This window comes from Jiella sp. M17.18, assembly GCF_041027365.1.
Lineage (GTDB): Bacteria > Pseudomonadota > Alphaproteobacteria > Rhizobiales > Rhizobiaceae > VKMB-3413.
Genome location: NZ_JBFTEH010000001.1, coordinates 641,613 through 658,172, shown reverse-complemented (window position 1 = coordinate 658,172; position 16,560 = coordinate 641,613). Strand labels below are relative to the sequence as shown.

General features: G+C 67.8%; 17 protein-coding genes and 1 tRNA gene. 7 read left to right on the top strand and 11 right to left on the bottom strand.

What is annotated here, in order from left to right; genetic code table 11:
* Positions 1 to 43: 43 nt before the first annotated feature.
* Genes AB5S17_RS03080 through AB5S17_RS03070 form a run of 3 tightly spaced genes read left to right on the top strand, consistent with a single transcriptional unit; the run spans position 44 to position 2,917 of the window.
* Complete coding sequence (locus AB5S17_RS03080) at positions 44 to 811, top strand: ABC transporter ATP-binding protein (protein ID WP_369235990.1); 768 nt, start codon at positions 44 to 46, stop codon at positions 809 to 811.
* Entirely contained in the window at positions 804 to 1,649 is an 846-nt protein-coding gene (locus AB5S17_RS03075) for an ABC transporter permease (protein ID WP_369235988.1), read from the top strand. Before AB5S17_RS03080 ends, AB5S17_RS03075 begins: the two co-directional genes overlap by 8 nt.
* On the top strand, positions 1,646 to 2,917 hold the full coding sequence (locus AB5S17_RS03070; RefSeq protein ID WP_369235986.1) for an FAD-dependent oxidoreductase: 1,272 nt from the start codon (positions 1,646 to 1,648) through the stop codon (positions 2,915 to 2,917). Before AB5S17_RS03075 ends, AB5S17_RS03070 begins: the two co-directional genes overlap by 4 nt.
* A 137-nt stretch (positions 2,918 to 3,054) precedes the next feature.
* Here the strand turns inward: AB5S17_RS03070 and hmpA are convergent, their stop codons facing one another.
* Together hmpA and AB5S17_RS03060 are read right to left on the bottom strand one after the other, a co-directional pair.
* On the bottom strand, positions 3,055 to 4,266 hold the full coding sequence (gene hmpA, locus AB5S17_RS03065; protein ID WP_369235984.1) for an NO-inducible flavohemoprotein: 1,212 nt from the start codon (positions 4,264 to 4,266) through the stop codon (positions 3,055 to 3,057).
* Positions 4,267 to 4,304: 38 nt separating this feature from the next.
* Positions 4,305 to 4,727, bottom strand: a complete 423-nt coding sequence (locus tag AB5S17_RS03060) for a group III truncated hemoglobin (RefSeq protein ID WP_369235982.1) — start codon at positions 4,725 to 4,727, stop codon at positions 4,305 to 4,307.
* Between the two features lie 113 nt (positions 4,728 to 4,840).
* Between AB5S17_RS03060 and AB5S17_RS03055 the strand changes: the two genes are divergently transcribed.
* A complete protein-coding gene (locus AB5S17_RS03055) occupies positions 4,841 to 5,314 on the top strand; it encodes an Rrf2 family transcriptional regulator (protein ID WP_369235980.1) in 474 nt (157 codons plus the stop codon).
* Positions 5,315 to 5,458: 144 nt separating this feature from the next.
* Here the strand turns inward: AB5S17_RS03055 and AB5S17_RS03050 are convergent, their stop codons facing one another.
* The 5 genes from AB5S17_RS03050 to galE all read right to left on the bottom strand — a co-directional run bounded on the left by AB5S17_RS03050 (position 5,459) and on the right by galE (position 10,713).
* The gene (locus AB5S17_RS03050; protein ID WP_369235978.1) at positions 5,459 to 5,863 is read right to left on the bottom strand and encodes a GtrA family protein; all 405 of its coding nucleotides are present in this window, start codon (positions 5,861 to 5,863) and stop codon (positions 5,459 to 5,461) included.
* The gene (locus AB5S17_RS03045; protein WP_369235976.1) at positions 5,853 to 6,734 is read right to left on the bottom strand and encodes a ChbG/HpnK family deacetylase; all 882 of its coding nucleotides are present in this window, start codon (positions 6,732 to 6,734) and stop codon (positions 5,853 to 5,855) included. The genes AB5S17_RS03050 and AB5S17_RS03045 overlap by 11 nt, the downstream gene beginning before the upstream one ends.
* Complete coding sequence (locus AB5S17_RS03040; protein ID WP_369235974.1) at positions 6,731 to 7,774, bottom strand: glycosyltransferase family 2 protein; 1,044 nt, start codon at positions 7,772 to 7,774, stop codon at positions 6,731 to 6,733. Before AB5S17_RS03040 ends, AB5S17_RS03045 begins: the two co-directional genes overlap by 4 nt.
* Positions 7,771 to 9,309, bottom strand: coding sequence for a glycosyltransferase family 39 protein (locus tag AB5S17_RS03035; RefSeq protein WP_369235972.1), 1,539 nt, complete (start codon positions 9,307 to 9,309; stop codon positions 7,771 to 7,773). Before AB5S17_RS03035 ends, AB5S17_RS03040 begins: the two co-directional genes overlap by 4 nt.
* Positions 9,310 to 9,729: 420 nt before the next feature.
* Positions 9,730 to 10,713 (bottom strand): UDP-glucose 4-epimerase GalE, encoded by a 984-nt coding sequence (galE, locus tag AB5S17_RS03030; RefSeq protein ID WP_369235970.1) that lies wholly within the window; start codon positions 10,711 to 10,713, stop codon positions 9,730 to 9,732.
* 288 nt (positions 10,714 to 11,001) lie between these two features.
* On the opposite strand from galE, the gene AB5S17_RS03025 reads away from it, so the two are divergent.
* The 3 genes from AB5S17_RS03025 (at position 11,002) to AB5S17_RS03015 (ending at position 13,733) form a co-directional block, all read left to right on the top strand.
* Positions 11,002 to 12,426, top strand: a complete 1,425-nt coding sequence (locus AB5S17_RS03025; RefSeq protein ID WP_369235968.1) for a DUF2252 domain-containing protein — start codon at positions 11,002 to 11,004, stop codon at positions 12,424 to 12,426.
* Positions 12,427 to 12,643: 217 nt separating this feature from the next.
* Complete coding sequence (locus AB5S17_RS03020) at positions 12,644 to 13,210, top strand: DUF2380 domain-containing protein (RefSeq protein WP_369235966.1); 567 nt, start codon at positions 12,644 to 12,646, stop codon at positions 13,208 to 13,210.
* Positions 13,211 to 13,301: 91 nt separating this feature from the next.
* Entirely contained in the window at positions 13,302 to 13,733 is a 432-nt protein-coding gene (locus AB5S17_RS03015; RefSeq protein WP_369235964.1) for an HD domain-containing protein, read from the top strand.
* 128 nt (positions 13,734 to 13,861) lie between these two features.
* On the opposite strand, the gene AB5S17_RS03010 is transcribed toward AB5S17_RS03015, so the two are convergent.
* From AB5S17_RS03010 to AB5S17_RS02995, 4 genes are all read right to left on the bottom strand, one after another.
* Entirely contained in the window at positions 13,862 to 14,398 is a 537-nt protein-coding gene (locus AB5S17_RS03010; RefSeq protein ID WP_369235962.1) for a hypothetical protein, read from the bottom strand.
* A gap of 149 nt (positions 14,399 to 14,547) precedes the next feature.
* The gene (locus AB5S17_RS03005; protein WP_369235960.1) at positions 14,548 to 15,429 is read right to left on the bottom strand and encodes a YihY/virulence factor BrkB family protein; all 882 of its coding nucleotides are present in this window, start codon (positions 15,427 to 15,429) and stop codon (positions 14,548 to 14,550) included.
* Positions 15,430 to 15,575: 146 nt separating this feature from the next.
* Positions 15,576 to 15,652: transfer RNA gene (locus tag AB5S17_RS03000), tRNA-His, on the bottom strand.
* 166 nt (positions 15,653 to 15,818) lie between these two features.
* A complete protein-coding gene (locus AB5S17_RS02995; RefSeq protein ID WP_369235958.1) occupies positions 15,819 to 16,274 on the bottom strand; it encodes a phasin in 456 nt (151 codons plus the stop codon).
* Positions 16,275 to 16,560 lie beyond the last annotated feature (286 nt).

Below are 16,560 nucleotides of genomic sequence, written 5' to 3'. Positions count from 1 at the left end.
CGGAGCGTCTTGCGGGACGCTCCGGTCCGCCGGAAAGACCGCCATGCATCTTGCCATATCCCATGTCAGCCACCGCTATGCCGGAACCGAGGTCCTCAGCGACATCGACTTCTCCGTCGGCGCCGGCGAAATCGTCTGCGTCATCGGTCCGTCCGGCTGCGGCAAGTCGACCCTCCTGCGCCTCGTCGGCGGCCTCGAACGCCCGACCAGCGGGACGGTCTACGAGGTGGGCGACCCGCCGGCGCACTCGCTGAACCCCCTCACCTACATCTTCCAGGATTTCGCCCTGCTGCCCTGGCGTACCGTCGCCGGGAACGTCGAGCTGGCGCTGGAGGACCACCGGCTGCCGAAAGCCGAGCGCGCCGCGATCGTCGCGGACGTCCTGGCGCGCACCAAGCTCCTGGACTTTGCCGACGCCTATCCGCGGCAGATCTCCGGCGGCATGAAGCAGCGCGTCGCGATCGCACGGGCGCTCAGCGTCAATCCGGCCGTGATGCTGATGGACGAGCCGCTGTCGGCGCTGGACAGCCAGACCCGCGAACTGCTGATGGACGACCTCGTCGACCTGTGGACGCGCGAACGCTTCGCCTCGCTCTACATCACCCACAATCTCGCCGAGGCCGTCCGGCTCGGCCACCGCATCGTCGTCCTGTCGCGCCGGCCGGGCCGCATCCGCGACATCGTCACGGTCGACATCGAGCTGTCCGAGCGCAAGAACCGGGCGGCGGAACTCGGCGCGGTGCAGCAGCGGCTCTGGAACCTGATGCGCGACGAGGCGATGGCGGCGGACATGGAGCTGACCGATGTCTGACGCGACGCTTCCGCTCTCGCCGGCAGAGCCGGCGCAGCCTGCCGTTCCCGCGGGCGCCCGGCCGGTGCCCTATCGCGGCGGCGGCTTCTCGACCCGGCCGATCCGCTTCGTCGCGCCGCTCGTCTTCGTCGTCCTCATCGGGCTGTGGGAACTGGGATCGGATACCGGCTTCATCAGCCCGATCGTTCTGCCCGCGCCCTCGGAGGCCTTCGCCGCCTTCTGGCAGCTGCTCGTCAGCGGCATGCTGTTCAAGCACCTCGAGGCCTCGCTCTGGCGGCTCGTGATCGGCTGGACCTGCGGCACCATCCTCGGCGTCTCGGTCGGCCTGATGATCGGCCTGTTCTCGGTCGCGCGCGCCTCGCTGTCGCCGCTGGTCAACGCGATCTTCCCGATCCCGAAGATCGCGCTCCTGCCGCTGTTCGTCATCTGGTTCGGCATCGGCGAGGGATCGAAGGTCGCGACGATCCTTTTCGGCGTCTTCTTCCCGACCGTGATCGCCACCTATGGCGGCGTCGACAATGTCGACCGCACGCTGGTGCGCATGGGCCAGTCCTTCGGCCTGTCCTGGTGGTCGATCGTGCGCAAGATCATCATTCCGGGCGCCCTGCCCGCGATCTTCTCCGGATTCCGCATCTCGGTCTCGATCGCGATCATCCTGCTCGTCGCGGCCGAGATGATCGGCGCCGAATACGGCATCGGCGCCTACATCCTCCTCGCCGGTAGCCTGATGGCGACCGACCAGCTGATCGCGGGCGTGGCGATCCTGTCGGTGCTCGGCCTGACGATGGCCTGGCTGATCGGGCTCGCCGAGCGGCACTTCCTGCGGTGGCGCACATGAGCAAGCGCGTCGAGGCGGACTACGACGTCATCGTGTGCGGTGGCGGCGCGGCCGGCGTCGGCGCGGCGGTGGGTGCGGCCAAGGCCGGCGCCAAGGTGTGCCTCGTCGAGAAATACGCCTTTCTCGGCGGGGCGGCGACGAACGCGCAGGTGCTCGCCTATTGCGGCTTCTATCAACAGGGCGAAGCGCCGGTGCAGGCGGTCGGCGGCGTCGGGGCCGAGGTCGTCGCGGAGATGCAGGCGTTCGGCTTTCCCGCAGCGCCGCATCGCTCCGAGACCACCGGCAACTGGATCATCCCGCTCGATCCGGAAATCCTCAAACACGCGCTCGATCGCCTCGTCCGGCGACACGGCATCGCGGTGAAGCTGCACACGCGCGTCGCCGCGGTCACCCGCACGGCGCGCCTTCTGGAGGGCGTCACGCTCGCCGGCATGGGTGGCCGCACCCGGGCCGCGGCGGAAGCCTTCGTCGACGCCAGCGGCGACGCCAACCTCGCCATGCTCGCCGGTGTCGATTTCCGGGTGGGCGATTATGAAAACCGGCTGCAGGCGGTGACGCTGCCGATGCGCATCGGCGGCTTCGATCCCGGCCGCAGCATCGACCGGAAAGCCCTGACCGACGCGATCGTCGCCTATAATCGCAGCGGCCGCTATCCGATCGCCCGCACCGACGGCGGCATCATCGTCCGGCTGCCCGGCTCGCGCGACGTCTGGTGGATGATCGTCGATCTCGCCATGCCCGATCTTTCGTCCGAGAGCTTCACGGCAGCCGAGATGACCGCGCGCGACATGGCGTTCGAGTACATGACCCTGCTGCGCGACACGGTTCCGGGCTTCGAGCGTGCCTTCCTCGCCGCGACCGGTCCGCAGATCGGAATCCGCGAGAGCCGCCATCCGAGGAGCCGCTACGAGATGCAGGCGGAGGACGTCCTCTCCGGCCGGCTGCGCGAGGACGGCATCGCCCGGGCGGCCTGGCCGATCGAACTGCATGGGGAGGCCGGCAAGCCGGTGTATCGTCCAGTCGGCGGTGCCGGCTACTGTCACGTGCCCTATGACAGCATCCGCGCCTTCGGGCTCGACAATCTCTGGTATGGCGGGCGGGTCATCGGGGCCGACCCGGACGCCTACGGCTCGATCCGCGTGATGGGCACGGCGTTTGCCACCGGGGAAGCGGCGGGAGTCGCCGCCGCGCTTTCGGCCGGCCGCGAGCGCCCGGCCGATCCCGCCGCCGTGCGTGCGCAACTTTCCCGGCAGGGCGCGCTCGTCTGAAGACGGGGACGCCGAGACGGACGAGGCCGGCCATCCGGGCGCAGCCGCTCGTCGGCGACGAGCGGTCCCTATATCCATCGAAGGAGACGCGGCGGGAAGCCGAGCCGGCCCCGCCGGGATGCCGCCGCGCCGGAGGGTCAGGCGGCGAGCAGCTCGTCCGCCGGACCGAAGAACTCGTAGTGGATGCGGTCCTGCGCGACGCCGGCGAGCGCCAGCCCGTTGACGAAGGTGCGCAGGAAGCCTTTCGGGCCGCAGAGATAGTAGTCCGCCTCGGCGACGGGCGTGTTCGCCGTCAGCCAGTCGAGCGAAATCAGCCCCTCCTCGTCGAAGTCCTGGCCCCGAACGTCTTCTGGGCGCGGCTCGAGATAGAAGGTGGTCGCGTTTACGGAGGCCGTCGAGGAAGCGAGCTCCCGCACATGGTCGCGCATCGCATGCGTCGCCCCGTTCAGCGCGCCGTGGACGTAGTGGACCGGCACGTCCGCGCCCGTCGTCGCAAGCGTCTCCAGCATCGAGATCATCGGCGTCAGCCCGACGCCGCCGCTGACCAGCACCACCGGCCGCCGCGGCTGCTCCTCGAGAACGAATTCGCCGGCCGGCGGCGAGACCTTCAGCACCGTACCGACCTCGGCGGCATCGTGCAGCCAGTTCGACGCGGAGCCCTCCGGCTCCCGCTTCACCGAGATGCGATAGGTCTCGCCGTTCGGGGCGGCGGAGATGCTGTAATTGCGCTTCTGCGGATGCCGGCCGGGCAGGTCGAGCCAGAAGGTCAGGTACTGGCCGGGCTTGTGAGCGACGACGCGGCCGCCGTCGACGGGCCGCAGGACGAAGGAGGTGATGACGTCGCTCTCGCGGATCTTCGCCTCGACCCGAAAGTCGCGCCAGCCGATCCAGCCGCCGTCGGCGTCGGCGATCGCCTGGTACACCGCCTTCTCGCGGGCGATCAGGATGTCGGCGAGGAACCAGTAAGCCTCGTCCCAGGCGGCCAGCACGGCCTCGTTCGCCGCCTCGCCGAGCACGTCCTTGATCGCACCGAGCAGCGCTTCGGCGACGTAGGGGTAATGTTCCGGCAGGATCTGCAGGCCGACATGCTTCTGGGCGATGCGCTCGACCGCGGCGCCGAGCACGCCGAGATTGTCGATGTTCTGGGCATAGGCGAGGACCGCGCCGGCAAGCGCCCGCGGCTGCGAGCCGGTGTCGCCGTGATGCGACTGGTTGAACAGGTCCCGGATCATCGGGTTCTGGAACATGCGGGCGTACATCGCCTTGGTGATCTCCAGGCCATGCGCCTCGAGGGCCGGCACGGTGGCCTTCACGGTCTCGATGGTCTGTTCGCTGAGTTGCGACGGCATTCTCTTGCTCCTTGGATGGAATCGTTTGCGGAAGGGGGTCAGGCCGAGCGGGCGGCCGGGCGCTGCAGGGCCGCGAGGTCCGGCCGAAAGAACAGGCCGGCCTTCAGGCTGTCGGCAATCCGGTCGGCCTTGAGCTGGAGGAGAGCCGCAGCCTCCGGCGGAAACCGGTCGGCCGTCGTCCGGCGCCAGATCGCCAGCCAGCGCCCGAACATCGCCGGGTCGATGTCGTCGACGTGCCGAAGGTGCGCCGCAAACGGATTGCCCTTGTAGCGGCCGCTCCCCAGCAGGACCGAGGACCAGAACGCCGTCAGCCGCTCCAGATGCGCCGGCCAGTCGGCGACCGCACCGTTGAACAGCGGGCCGAGGATCTCGTCTTCGCGCACGCGGCCGTAGAAGACCGAGACGAGGTCGCGAAGCGCCTCCTCGGTCAGGGTTGCGAGTTGCTCGGATGATGTCTGCATGACGCTCTCTCCAAACATGCATTTCGTGTGCATGTTAAATCGGCGAGTAGCGCCTCTCGACAAAAGATGCAAGAGAAATACATCTTATTGCACGAAATTGCCGAGCGGACCCGATGCGACTGACCCGTTACACCGACTACGCGCTGCGCGTGCTGATCTACCTGTCGGCGCGCCCGGAGCGGCTGTGCTCGATCGCCGAAATCGCCGAGGCCTACGGCATTTCGCACAACCATCTGACGAAGGTGGTCCACGAACTCGGCAGGGCCGGCTATGTCACGACCCTGCGCGGACGCGCCGGCGGCATCCGGCTGGCGAAGCCGGCGGACGCGATCCGTCTCGGCGAGATCGTCCGGGCGACCGAAGACGGGTTCGATCTCGCCGACTGCCGGAACTGCGTGATCGCGCCGGCCTGCGGGATGACGAGCGTGCTCGGCGAGGCCGTCGCCGCGTTCCTGTCCGTCCTGGACCGCTACACCTTCGCCGACCTGCCGAAGCGCGAGATCGACATCCTCTCGCTGTTCCCGCTGGCCGAAGCGCCGGCAAAGGCCGGACGCGCCGCAGCCGGAGAGGCGGAGGTTCCGCAATAGCGAGCGCGGCGGACTTCGCTTCGGACGCCGCTGCACAGTGCGAGACGCATGGCCGGCGAGGCCGGCGCCATTCCTCAAGCCGCGTGACGGCGGTGTTGCGATCAGGCGGGCGCGCGGCCGTCGGTGATCGACGGCCGGCAACGGTCACCGCGCGAAGGCGAACCAGCGGTAGCCGACATAGGAAACGCCCGCAGCCACCGCGGACGCGATCACCAGCGCGGCGACGGGCGGCGCCGAGGGCTGCAGGATCAGCACCGCCGAGAACACCGCATAGTTGACGCCGACGCCGAAGCCGCTGGCAGCGGCGTAGCGCAAAAACTCCGCGAGACGCGGCCCGGTGGCGACGTGGAAGGTGACGGAGCGGTTGCTGATCCACCCCGCCACCATCGACAGGAGGATCGCGGGCACCCGGGCGATGAACGGCGACACCCCGAGCCAGTGCGTCAGCGCGAACAACACCAAGGCGTCGATCGCGAAGGCCAGCAGCCCCGAGAACACGAAGCCGGCCAGGTGACGCTTGCGCAGCGGTCCCTTGCGATCAGACGGCACCGAGCGCCCTCCAGTCGATCTGGCCGTCAGGGCCGCGGTGCCGCGCCGGGTGATGGATCTGCGCCGGAAGGTGCGGCGCCGCCAGGAGCGCGGCCAGTTCGTCCTCGCGCCGGAACGAAACCGGGTCGAGGCGTTCCAGTGCGGCGTCGACATGGCCGGGATGGCACATCACCACGTGAAAGCGCCCCGGCGCCCGGCGAAAGGCGGCCAGTTCGGCGGCGAACGGAACATCGCGGCGAAAGGCCGAGAATCCGGAAAACCCCGCGTTCAGCGGCGCCCCGATCTGACGGAACAGCGGGCGCGATGGCGCCGATAGCCCCGCCACGAAAAGCGCCTTCGCCGCCGAGGCGCGGCGGCGCAGGATGCGGCCCACGTCGTCCGCCGGCACCCGCACGAGCGGCATCGGCCCTGCCCCGAAGCGGTCCCGCAGCGCCTGCGCAAGCGCCTGGCGAACACCGGGAAGGGCGTGAACGTGGTGGTGCCCGTCGATCAGGTCGGGCGGCGCCCCCGCCACCGCCTCGAACCGGGCAATCTGCCGCCCGATCTCGGCGGCGACTTCATCGCGATCGATGCGCCCGGGAACGCCACGCCGGATCCAGTCCGAGACCTTCGGCAATCGCCCGTCGGGAGCGTGACCCGGCATCGGCCCGAGCGGTGCGCCGAGCGTGAGGTTCACATGCAGGCCGACGGCGATGTGCTCGCGCAAATCGCCCACCGCCTGCGCCATCTCGCGCCATGCCGGAACGGTGACGATGGCCGTCGTCGCGGACAGACGACGCGCCTGCGCCAGTTCGGCGATCCCTTCCGAAACGCCGGGCGTCAGCGCGTAGTCGTCGGCGGACAGCAGGAAGAGTGTCTTCCCGTCGCTCATGCGGCGTGAGAAACGCTGCCGCTCTTCGCCGGCTCCGCTGCCCGGCTGCTCTCCGGCGCCGTTCCGGCAGCGCTGTCGCCGGCGGCCGCGGCTTCCTCCAAGTCGCCAAGCTCCTCGCTGACCAGAAACAGCGGCCGCGCCTTCACCTCCTCATAGATGCGCGACAGATATTCCCCGATGACGCCGAGCGACAGAAGCTGGATTCCGGACAGAAAGGTGATCGACACGATCAGGGAGGGGAAGCCCGGCACATCGTTGCCGTGGACCAGCGTCCGCACCAGAAAGTAGATCGCGTAAAGCATCGAGCCGGACGAGATCAGCACCCCGATCCCAGACCACATCCGCAGCGGAAACGACGAGAAGGCGACGATGCCGTCCACCGCGAAATGCAGCAGGCGGCGGAAGTTGAAGCTCGACACACCGGCGGTGCGCGCATCGGCGACGAAGGTCACCGTCTCGGTCCTGAACCCGATCCAGCGGAACAGTCCCTTGGTGAACCGCGTCCGCTCGTTGAAGCGGTTCACCGCATCGACGGCCTTGCGGTCGAGCAGGACGAAATCGACGGTGCCGGCCCTGAGCGGCATTTGCGACAGCAGCCGGAACACCGGGTAGAACGTGCGCGATGCCAGCTGGCGCAGGAAACCCGCATGCATCTCGTCGGCGCGGTGGCCGAGAACCACCTCCGCCCCGCCCTGCCAGGCTTCGAAGAACCGGCGGATCGCCGCCGGCGGATGCTGCAGGTCGGCGTCCATGACGACGATCGCGTCCCCGGTCGCCTTGCGCAGCCCCGCGGCGATGGCCAGCTCCTTGCCGAAGTTGCGCGACAGGAAGACCGCGCGGATGCGCCCGTCGCGGGCGTTCCACTGCCGGATGACCTCGCGGGTGTGGTCGCGAGATCCGTCATCGACGAAGGTGATGGTCCAGTCGACACCGAGGGCGTCCAACTCGCGCCGCGTGGCCTCGACCACCGCGGCAATGTTGCTCTCCTCGTTGAAGGCGGGAATGACCACCCCCAGCTGAATGCGGCGCGGCGGCGTCATTTCGCCGCCTGCGAAGCACCGACGGTCGGCGGCACCATGACATAGCTGACCGTCATCGGCGGGTGACCGGGGGTCCAGGCGAACCGCTCATGTCCGACCGGCAACCCCTTGGTCCACTGATCTGACGGCGCTGGCGCCCTGCCGTTGCCGGACCAGACCACGAGCATCCCCTGACGGGCGATCCGGGCCGGGGTGATCCACGGCGCTTCGGCGAAGTTGAACTCCGTGAACATCGAGGGCATATCGCTGGCGAACACGCCGGTGGCCATCATGAGGTTGTCCTCACCTGCGACGATGCCGAGCGGACGGTGCTCCTTGGTGTGCCACAGATCCTGAAGCCGCGCGCCGATCGTCGGTCCGGGAAGACAGCTGTTGTTCATCTTGCCCTTGAAATAGCAGCTGGCCGGCTTGGACACGCCGTAGACCGTCGCGCCCAGGAGAACCATGCCCACCGCCCAGCAGACCAGGTTGCGCATCACCCGGTCGGACAGGCGCTGTCCCAGATATGCCACCGCGATCAGCCCCACCAGACTGTACATCGGCTTGCTCCAGTTCTCGCCGACGCCGGTGAAGGGCGACACCAGCGCCAGCAGCAGCGGCGGCACGGCGCCCATCCACAGGAGGTACATCCGTGCGCGGGGGTCGCGCAGCAGCGGGCCCGGCGTTGGTTGCACAATTTCCTTGGTGCGGCGCCACAGGCCACTGGCGTAAAGCGCAAGCGGGAAGAACAACAGAACGCCGAGCTGCACCCCGATGTAATAGAGCCGGCTGCGATGCCGCATCACCCAGCCGTCCCGGCCGTCGGCGTAGGTGAGCGGCAGAAAGTGCAGCTGTTCGAGGTTGTACAGGATCATCGCGCTGAAGACGGCGACGATCGCCAGCGCGATCCAGGGACCCGGCGACGCCAGCCGCTTGCGGGCCTGAGGCTCCGCCACGAGCCACAGACCGCCAAACAGCATGATCAGGCCCATCGAGAACTTGGCATAGAGCGAGACGCCGGACACGAGGCCGAGCGCGATCCACCAGCCGATGCGATTGTCGCGCTCGGCCCGCCAGAACAGCCAGCAGACCGCCACCCAGAACGGCATCTGCATGACGTCGTGGTTGAACTGCGGCGTGCCCCAGCTGAACACCGCCAAGGTCGGCAACAGCAGCACGGATGCCAGCGCCCCGCGCTTGCCGACCATGTCTCGGGCCAGCAGAAAGACCAGGACGAAGGTGGCGCAGACGACGATCTGCGAGAGCAGCAGATGCGCCCAGGTGAACGAGCCTGTCAGGTCATGGGCGATCTCCAGAAGCCAAGCCGGCATCTGCGGGTGCTTGTAGGTCATCGGCACCCATTCGCGCCCCCACATGTAGCCTTCCAGCGTGTCGGTCGGAGGCGTCCTGCTGATGATCCAGGGCACCAGCGTCCAGAGCAGAAGCTGCAGTCCGCAGATGGATATCAGGCCGCGAACCGGGGTGGCAAAGAACAGATTGCGCCATTTGCTGCTGCCGGTGGTCGCAGGCGCTGAAGCCGGAACGTCACTATACATGCTTGTCGTCTTCTCTGTCGGCGTTGTCTTCAGGCAAGCGGGGTCGATAGCGGCCCGGGCTCGGCGCCCCCCGAAAGCCGACCGAGCCGAGGGTCCGGAATGCTGTCATTCCTTGCGGCAGGCATGGGCGAATTCCTTCGGTTATAGCATGGCCCGGCCGGGAGCGGTCGCCCTGGCAATCCCCTGACGGCTTGGCCGGGCTGGTCTATAGCCCCCAATCCGACGGACCGACAGTCCCGACTGACAATCGGGGGGTTTCCTGACGCTGAGTGGCGATCCGGACGCAGCCTCGCAGGCCGACGTGCAAGAGATCGTTCCGACCGGGACCGGTGCGGTGCGTCTCGGGCCGGCAGCGTCACCGAACGGGGCAGCGAGGCCCGCGCGGAGATCGTCCTCAATATGACCCGAAAGAACGCTCTTTCAGCTCGCCAGCAAATCCGACCGGGAATGCCAGTTCCAGGCGGTCTCGATGATGGATCGCAGATCGTGTCGCGGCGACCAGCCGAGCACGGCCTTCGCCTTGGCGTTGTCGGCAACAAGAGCGGGCGAGTCGCCCGCCCGGCGAGCCGTGTGTTCGATCAAAAAGCTGCGGCCGGTCACGGCCTCGACCGTTGCCAGCAGTTCCCGAACGGTGGTCCCGTCGCCGGTTCCCAGATTCAGCGCTTCGCTGGCGCCGCCGTCGATCAGGTAGCGGACGGCTCGACTGTGCGCATCGGCGAGATCCATGACATGCACGAAGTCGCGCACGCAGGTGCCGTCCCGGGTGTCATAGTCGGTGCCGAAGACCTTGAACCCCTCCCTGCGGCCGAGGGCGGCGTCGATTGCCAGCGGGATCGCATGCGTTTCGGGATCGTGCCACTCGCCGATCCGGCCTTTTGGGTCCGCCCCGGCGGCGTTGAAGTAGCGGAGGATGACGGATCGAATGTTCTTGAGCGTATCGAGATCCCGAAGGATATCCTCAACCATCAGCTTGCTCCGCCCATACGGGGTGAGCGGCTCCTGCTCATGCGTCTCGCCCATGGGGATCGACCGGGGAACGCCGTAGGTGGCACAGGTCGAGGAGAAGACGAACTTGTCCACGCCGCAGCTGGCAGCGGCCGAGAGCAGCGAGATCGTCCCCGCGACGTTGTTCCGATAGAAGGCGAGCGGGTCCCTGACCGATTCTCCCACTTCGATCAGTGCGGCGAAGTGGACGATCGCCGCCGGCCTGTATTCATCGATCACGGCCTGCAGCCGCGCACTGTCCGAGAGGTCTCCGACCTCCAGCGGCCCCCATTTGACGAAGTCGGAATGCCCGTTCGACAGGTTGTCATAGACAACCGGCGTGAAGCCTTTGGTCGAAAGGTCGAGGCAGGTATGGGCTCCGATGTAACCGGCGCCGCCGACGACGAGGACGTTCACCATACGCAATCCACTCCGGAGATCGGCCGCGCGGCCTGAAGCCGCGCGCGTCAGGGACGAACACGCGCATCTTCCGCTCGGCCCCGTTGCCAAGAGTCAATCCATCGCAGCGCCGTAGCATCTTTCGCTTCCCATGACTGACAGGCAGCGGAAAATTTCGCCTGTGTCGGCTCATGTGTCGCCCTTTCGGCGCCAGGCGACCGCCGCGCGCGCCGATGTCCCGGTCCGTTCGCGGCGAAGGAACGGTGCGCCCAGGATGACGTTACCAAGTTGCAAAAGGGACGACTTGCCATGGCCAAAGCACAGAAGAAGCAGACGAACTCCGCAGAACAGGAGGTGGCCGACGTCACCGTGTCCCGGAAGGCGAGCGGGAAGATCGAGACCTTCCGCGAGATCGCCGCCCGCATCGCGTCCGGAGAGCAGATCGTCCCTCCCGTCCTTCTGACGGGCCAGGCGCGCCGCGAGCACGTTCGTTCGACGCTGCGGGAGGATCACGCGCAACGGATCGAACAGCGCAACCAGGACGCCAGCGAGAAGTTCGACGAACTGGCCGAAGACTTCTTCAAGTTCTTCCGCGGCACCGCCCTGCTCTTCTATCGCGACATGGTCGGCCAGGACGCACATATGCCCTCGGTCATGGCGTTGGGCGACGTCCATCCGGAGAACTTCGGGGTCATGCCGGACGAGAACGGCGCGCCGATCTTCGGCGTCAACGACTTCGACGAGACGATCTACGCCCCCTTCACCTGGGACCTCAAGCGCGGGGCCGTCGGCTTCTGGATCGCCGCCCGCGAAGAGGGCGGGCTCAACCGCAAGAAGCGCCGGAAGATCGTGAAGAAGTTCGTCACAGGCTATCTCGAGGCGATGGCGGGCTACGCCGAGCATGCGACCGAGAAGAACGAAAGCTACCGGATGGACAATTCGCCGGCGGTCATCCAGCGGCTGTTCGAGGAAGCCTGGGAGGAACGCCGCGATTGGCTGTGGGAGGATTATCTCACCGCCTCCGGGCGCGGCTTCCGCGCGAGCGACGAACTGCAGCCGCTGTCGAGCGAGATCGACAAGTTCCAGAAGGCGATCGACGATCTGGCCGAGGCCAACGGCATCGATGCTCCCAGGCGCGCGGGCGAGCTGCGGGTCAAGGACGTCTGCATGCGCCACGGACAGGGAACGGCCTCGCTCGGGCTGCCGCGGTACTATGTCCTGATCGAAGGGCCGTCGAAGGACGCCACGGACGACCTCATCATCGAGTTCAAGCGGGCGCGCCAGTCGGCGCTCGAAGGCCTCGTCCCGCCGTCGGACTTCGACGCCGGCGCGAAGGCGGATCGGATCGCGCACGGCCAGGCCGTGCAACTCGCCCATGGCGACATCTTCTACGGAGCCGTCGAGATCGACGGCATGAGCTTCATGAGCCGCGAACGCGCGCCGTTCCGCGACGACATCGATCTCGACGAGTTGAGCTTCGGCACGTGGAAGGACTATGCGCAGGTCTGCGGCGCAGCGCTGGCGCAGGCGCACGCGCTGTCCGACGACCTCGGCCAGATCGACTACGACGTAGAGCCTTCGATCATCGCGGCGGCAAGCCCGAAAGGCCTCTTCGTCGCCGACCTCGTCCGCTTCGCCGAGGAGGCAGCCGACCGGCTCGAAACCGACCATGCGCTCTTCCGGGAGGACCATGCCCTCGGCGCCTTCGACAAGATTGAGCTGATCTACCGCTGAACCACCGCGCCCCACGGCGCGGTACGGCGCGGTACGGCGCGGTACGGCGCGGTACGGCGCGTTTGACGGCTTCCGGCCAGCCGGGATCGGCACCGGGCGCACCAAGGTTGCCAGCGCTTGCAGCTCCGAGCCTTTCCCCTCGCTCGTCAAGGGCGGCGAGACCGCTACATGGCGAGTGCCGCAGGCAATTCGGGAGCGGACGTCGCGGGAGGTGGGAATGAGCATCTTCGATCGGCAGGCGGGCCACGCGTGGCGGGCCCTCGCCTTCGCGGTACCGATGGCGATGCTCGCCGCGCCCACGGTTGCGGCCAAGGAGCCGGCGAGGCTCGCCGTTCTCGCTTTCGACTATTCCGACACCTCCGGCGAGGTCCGGGATCAGAGCGCCGACCATACGCGGCGTCTCGCCGAATTCCGCAAGGGCCTGCGCGACAGGCTGACCGCCGGTTCGGCCTTCCGCGCGGTCGAACTCCCCTGCGTCGAGACGGAGCACTGCAGCGCCGGCAACACGCCGCCGGCCGAACTCCTCAAGCGGGCGCGCGCTGCCGGCGTCGACTATCTCGTCTTTGGAAAGATCCACAAGATGAGCACGCTGGTCGGCTGGGGCCGGGTCGAAGTGCTCGACGTGTCCGACGACCATCTCGTCTCCGACCACGTCATCTCCTTCCGCGGCGACACCGACGAAGCCTATGAGCGCGCCGCCACCTTCACGGCGAGGGACATCCTGCGCGGCTTCGGCCCCGGCGATACGGCGGCAAAACCCGCCGCAGCCGCGCCAGCCCGCTGACCCGGCACCGTCCGCTTCCTCTCGTCCCGGAACTTGAGCCCGTGCCCAGCCCGTTGCCGAAGTCGAGGCCTCAGCGGGAGGAGAGACGACCATGAGCGAGCTTATCAAACGGGCGCGGCAGATTGCCGAGGCGGCGCATGCCGGGCAGACCGACAAGGCCGGCGCGCCATACGTCACGCATCCGCTCCGCGTCGCCGACGCCGTCGAGGGGGAGGAAGCGAAGATCGTCGCGATCCTTCACGACGTCGTCGAGGACAGCGAGGCCTGGACGCTGCAGCGATTGCGCGAGGAAGGCTATTCCGAGGCGGTCGTCGCCGCTGTGGATGCGCTCACCGACCGCGCGGGAGAGGAGTATTTCGACCTCGTCCGGCGTGCGCGGGAAAACCCCTTGGCGCGGACGGTGAAGTCCGCCGATCTCGCGGACAACATCGAGCGCACCCGCTTGAGCGGCATGACGCCCGAAAAGGAAGCGCGGATCGCGCGCTACGAGGCGGCGCTGGCGATCCTCGACGGCACGGGCTGACCCTGTCCCCGCAGTGAAAATCCGCCGATCGCCGCGGCCGCGCCGGATACCGCTCGCGCCCCGTCGGAAACAGAAAAAGGCCGGGCGCTGGACGCCCGGCCCTGACGATGAGGCTGTCGCCGCAGCGCTTACTGCGCCGGCGCCGCCGTACCCGTCGTACCAGTGGTGCCGGCCGCGCCGGTGGTACCGGTCGTGCCAGTCGCGCCACCGCTGGGAGCGGTCGTGCCGCCGGCGCCGCCGGTGGCGGGGGCGGCCGTGGTTCCGCCAGCCGGCGCGGTCGTTGCCGGCGCGGTGGTCGCCGGAGCGGAACCGGCATTGTCATTGCCCGCAGGCGCGGTCGTCGCCGGAGCCGGCGTCGTGGCCGTGGTATCGGCCGCAGGCGCCGTCGTCGTCACGTCCTGCGTCGCGGTCGGGGCGGCGACATTGTTGGTCGTGTTGTAGCCCGCGCCGAACCACCACCACAGCAGCACGAGGATGATGATGACGGCGATCGCGATCCAGACCCAGCTGCCGACGCCGCGGCGGCCGGCGGCGGGGGTGCCGGTGGGCGCGATCGGGTCGCGGCCGGCGGTCGTCCCGCCGACATCGGCGCGGCGGGTGGATGCGTTGGAAACGGTTTCGGTGGTCCGCGGCTCCGTCGGGCGCGGCTCTCGGGGATCGGCCATGACGTTCCTCCTGTTGATTGCGTCGTTCTGTCCCAGCAACGGCTTGAGCGAGCCGCGCGTTCCGCCCCGTGATAGAACTATGCGACGGTTTCAGTGCGAGAGGGGTTTGCCGACCACGGACCGCCCCGTTCTGCGGCCACGCAATTTCATCAGCGCGGCGCCTTTTCGCGCTCGCGCAGTTGCTTCTGCAGCGTGCCGCCGCGGCGACGGCCGGTGACGCGCTCCTGGAACATCGCGTCGAGTTCGGCACCGGTCAAAACGGTCAGGGCGCTGACGTAGAACCAGATCAGCGTCAGCACGACCGAGCTGATCGGCCCGTAGAGCTGGCCATAGGACCCGGCGGTGGAGACATAGACGGTGAGGCCGTAGGAGACGGCGAGCCACAGCGCCGTGCCGATCCCCGCCCCCGTCAGAAGCGGCGCCCAGCGCGGCTGTTCGCGCGACGGGCCGACGCGGAAGAGAATCGCCAGCGCCGCGAACAGGGTCGCGGCGAGGATCGGCCATCTGAGATCGCCGACGAGGATGCTGCCGCTCGGCAGGAGCGCCGGCGCGGCAAGAACCGTGAGCGCGAAGAGCAGGAAGGCGGTTCCGCCGATGGCGATGGCGAAGGAGGTAAGGCCGCGCCTCACCCGGCTGCGCTTCTCCGGCTCGTCGGCCATGATGTTCAGCGCCGTGATCAGCCCGCTCGCCGAGCGCCAGGCCGTCCAGAGCACGATGACGAAATTGATCGCGAGGCCGATGCCGAGACCGAACCGACTCGGCGCCTGCGACACGAAGCTGCGTGCGAGGCGCAGCATGTCGTCTGGCAGGACGCCCTGCAGCGCGTCGAGCGCACTCTTCAGGACGTCGAGCCCGCCGATCATCGTCCACACCACCGCGATCGAGGCGAGCACCGGCATCAGGGCGACGATGCCGTGGAAGGCCAGACCGGAGGCGACCATCAGCATGTGGTCGCTGAACACCTCCTGCTTCAGGTCGACGAGGATGTCCCAACCCTCGTGCAGCCATGACCGGCTATCGTGCTGCCCCACAGTTCCCGCATCCCCTCTTCGCCGCACGCCGCCGCGCCGCAGACCCCGATCGCTCGGAGGCTCCGTCGGTCGACAGGATGCGAAACTGGGTCAGGAAGCGCCGATGTCCCGTCCGCGGGCTCGGATCATGCTTGGCGGGAAGAAAATGGTACGGTTGGGTGGGTTCGAACCACCGACCTTCGGAGCCACAATCCGACGCTCTAACCAGCTGAGCTACAACCGCACGGGCGGGCGGTGCCCGCGAGTGGCTGACGAGATAGGAGAATTCGCCGAGAGACGCAAGCCCGATCGGGCACGGCCGGAAAACCGGACGTGCCACGCGGCGTGGACCGGGCAGGATGCCTCGGCGACGACCCGCTTCGGGCGGGTCCCCTTCCCGAGGTGCCGGATCAGACGGCCTTGTTGGTCGCCTTCTGGAACGCTTCGCGGCCCGGCTTCAGCATGTCCTGCGCGACCGACTGGGTCAGCGTCTGCATTTCCTTGGCCTGGTCCGTCGCCATCTCGACCTGCTTGCGCACATAGGCCGTCTGCATCTCGATGACCTCGGCGAAGGACTTGGCCGACATCATCTTGTCGAGATGCTGGAAGCCGAGCTCGGCATTGGTCCGCATCGCCTCGATCGCCTTCTTGGAGAGCTGCAGCGAACCCTGATGGGCGTTCTCCATGGTCGACTCGAGCGCGCGCGTCGCCTCGTCGGCCGCCGACTTCATGCGGCCATAGGCTTCCTTCGACTGCTCCATCGACTTCTGCGTCATGGCGCGGAAGGTCTCGGTCATCTGGTTCGGATCCATGCCCATCATCGACTGCGCGTTCGGCATGGCGAAAGGATCTCTCGTATCGGACATAAGACTGTCTCCTCTTTCCCATTATCTGGCGCCAGAGCCCGATTTTAGGACATTGGCTGCCTCTTTCCTTATCATCGTCCATTGTGCAGTGCAACATTGCCGCTGCGTGACGTGTCGCGGTCGCTGGTCGTTAACCGTTCCGGGCGACGAGCCACGGGATCGGCCGGACCGCGCTTTATTCGGTCGGCCCGCGCTATTATGAATCCATTCTTAAGGCGGCGGCGGGAATCAAGACTGGAGAGCCTGGAGCGGATGCGGGCGGCAAGGCGGCAAAAGTGAAGGCGTG

What these genes read in the sequence shown, in the direction of transcription:
- galE (WP_369235970.1), bottom strand. Translation starts at nt 10,713, where the DNA reads ATGGTGAACGTCCTCGTCGTCGGCGGCGCCGGTTACATCGGAGCCCAT.
- AB5S17_RS03010 (WP_369235962.1), bottom strand. Translation starts at nt 14,398, where the DNA reads ATGGCCGATCCCCGAGAGCCGCGCCCGACGGAGCCGCGGACCACCGAA.
- AB5S17_RS03075 (WP_369235988.1), top strand. Translation starts at nt 804, where the DNA reads ATGTCTGACGCGACGCTTCCGCTCTCGCCGGCAGAGCCGGCGCAGCCT.
- AB5S17_RS03070 (WP_369235986.1), top strand. Translation starts at nt 1,646, where the DNA reads ATGAGCAAGCGCGTCGAGGCGGACTACGACGTCATCGTGTGCGGTGGC.
- AB5S17_RS03055 (WP_369235980.1), top strand. Translation starts at nt 4,841, where the DNA reads ATGCGACTGACCCGTTACACCGACTACGCGCTGCGCGTGCTGATCTAC.
- AB5S17_RS03040 (WP_369235974.1), bottom strand. Translation starts at nt 7,774, where the DNA reads ATGACGCCGCCGCGCCGCATTCAGCTGGGGGTGGTCATTCCCGCCTTC.
- hmpA (WP_369235984.1), bottom strand. Translation starts at nt 4,266, where the DNA reads ATGCCGTCGCAACTCAGCGAACAGACCATCGAGACCGTGAAGGCCACC.
- AB5S17_RS03080 (WP_369235990.1), top strand. Translation starts at nt 44, where the DNA reads ATGCATCTTGCCATATCCCATGTCAGCCACCGCTATGCCGGAACCGAG.
- AB5S17_RS03020 (WP_369235966.1), top strand. Translation starts at nt 12,644, where the DNA reads ATGAGCATCTTCGATCGGCAGGCGGGCCACGCGTGGCGGGCCCTCGCC.
- AB5S17_RS03035 (WP_369235972.1), bottom strand. Translation starts at nt 9,309, where the DNA reads ATGTATAGTGACGTTCCGGCTTCAGCGCCTGCGACCACCGGCAGCAGC.
- AB5S17_RS03015 (WP_369235964.1), top strand. Translation starts at nt 13,302, where the DNA reads ATGAGCGAGCTTATCAAACGGGCGCGGCAGATTGCCGAGGCGGCGCAT.
- AB5S17_RS03060 (WP_369235982.1), bottom strand. Translation starts at nt 4,727, where the DNA reads ATGCAGACATCATCCGAGCAACTCGCAACCCTGACCGAGGAGGCGCTT.
- AB5S17_RS03025 (WP_369235968.1), top strand. Translation starts at nt 11,002, where the DNA reads ATGGCCAAAGCACAGAAGAAGCAGACGAACTCCGCAGAACAGGAGGTG.
- AB5S17_RS02995 (WP_369235958.1), bottom strand. Translation starts at nt 16,274, where the DNA reads ATGTCCGATACGAGAGATCCTTTCGCCATGCCGAACGCGCAGTCGATG.
- AB5S17_RS03045 (WP_369235976.1), bottom strand. Translation starts at nt 6,734, where the DNA reads ATGAGCGACGGGAAGACACTCTTCCTGCTGTCCGCCGACGACTACGCG.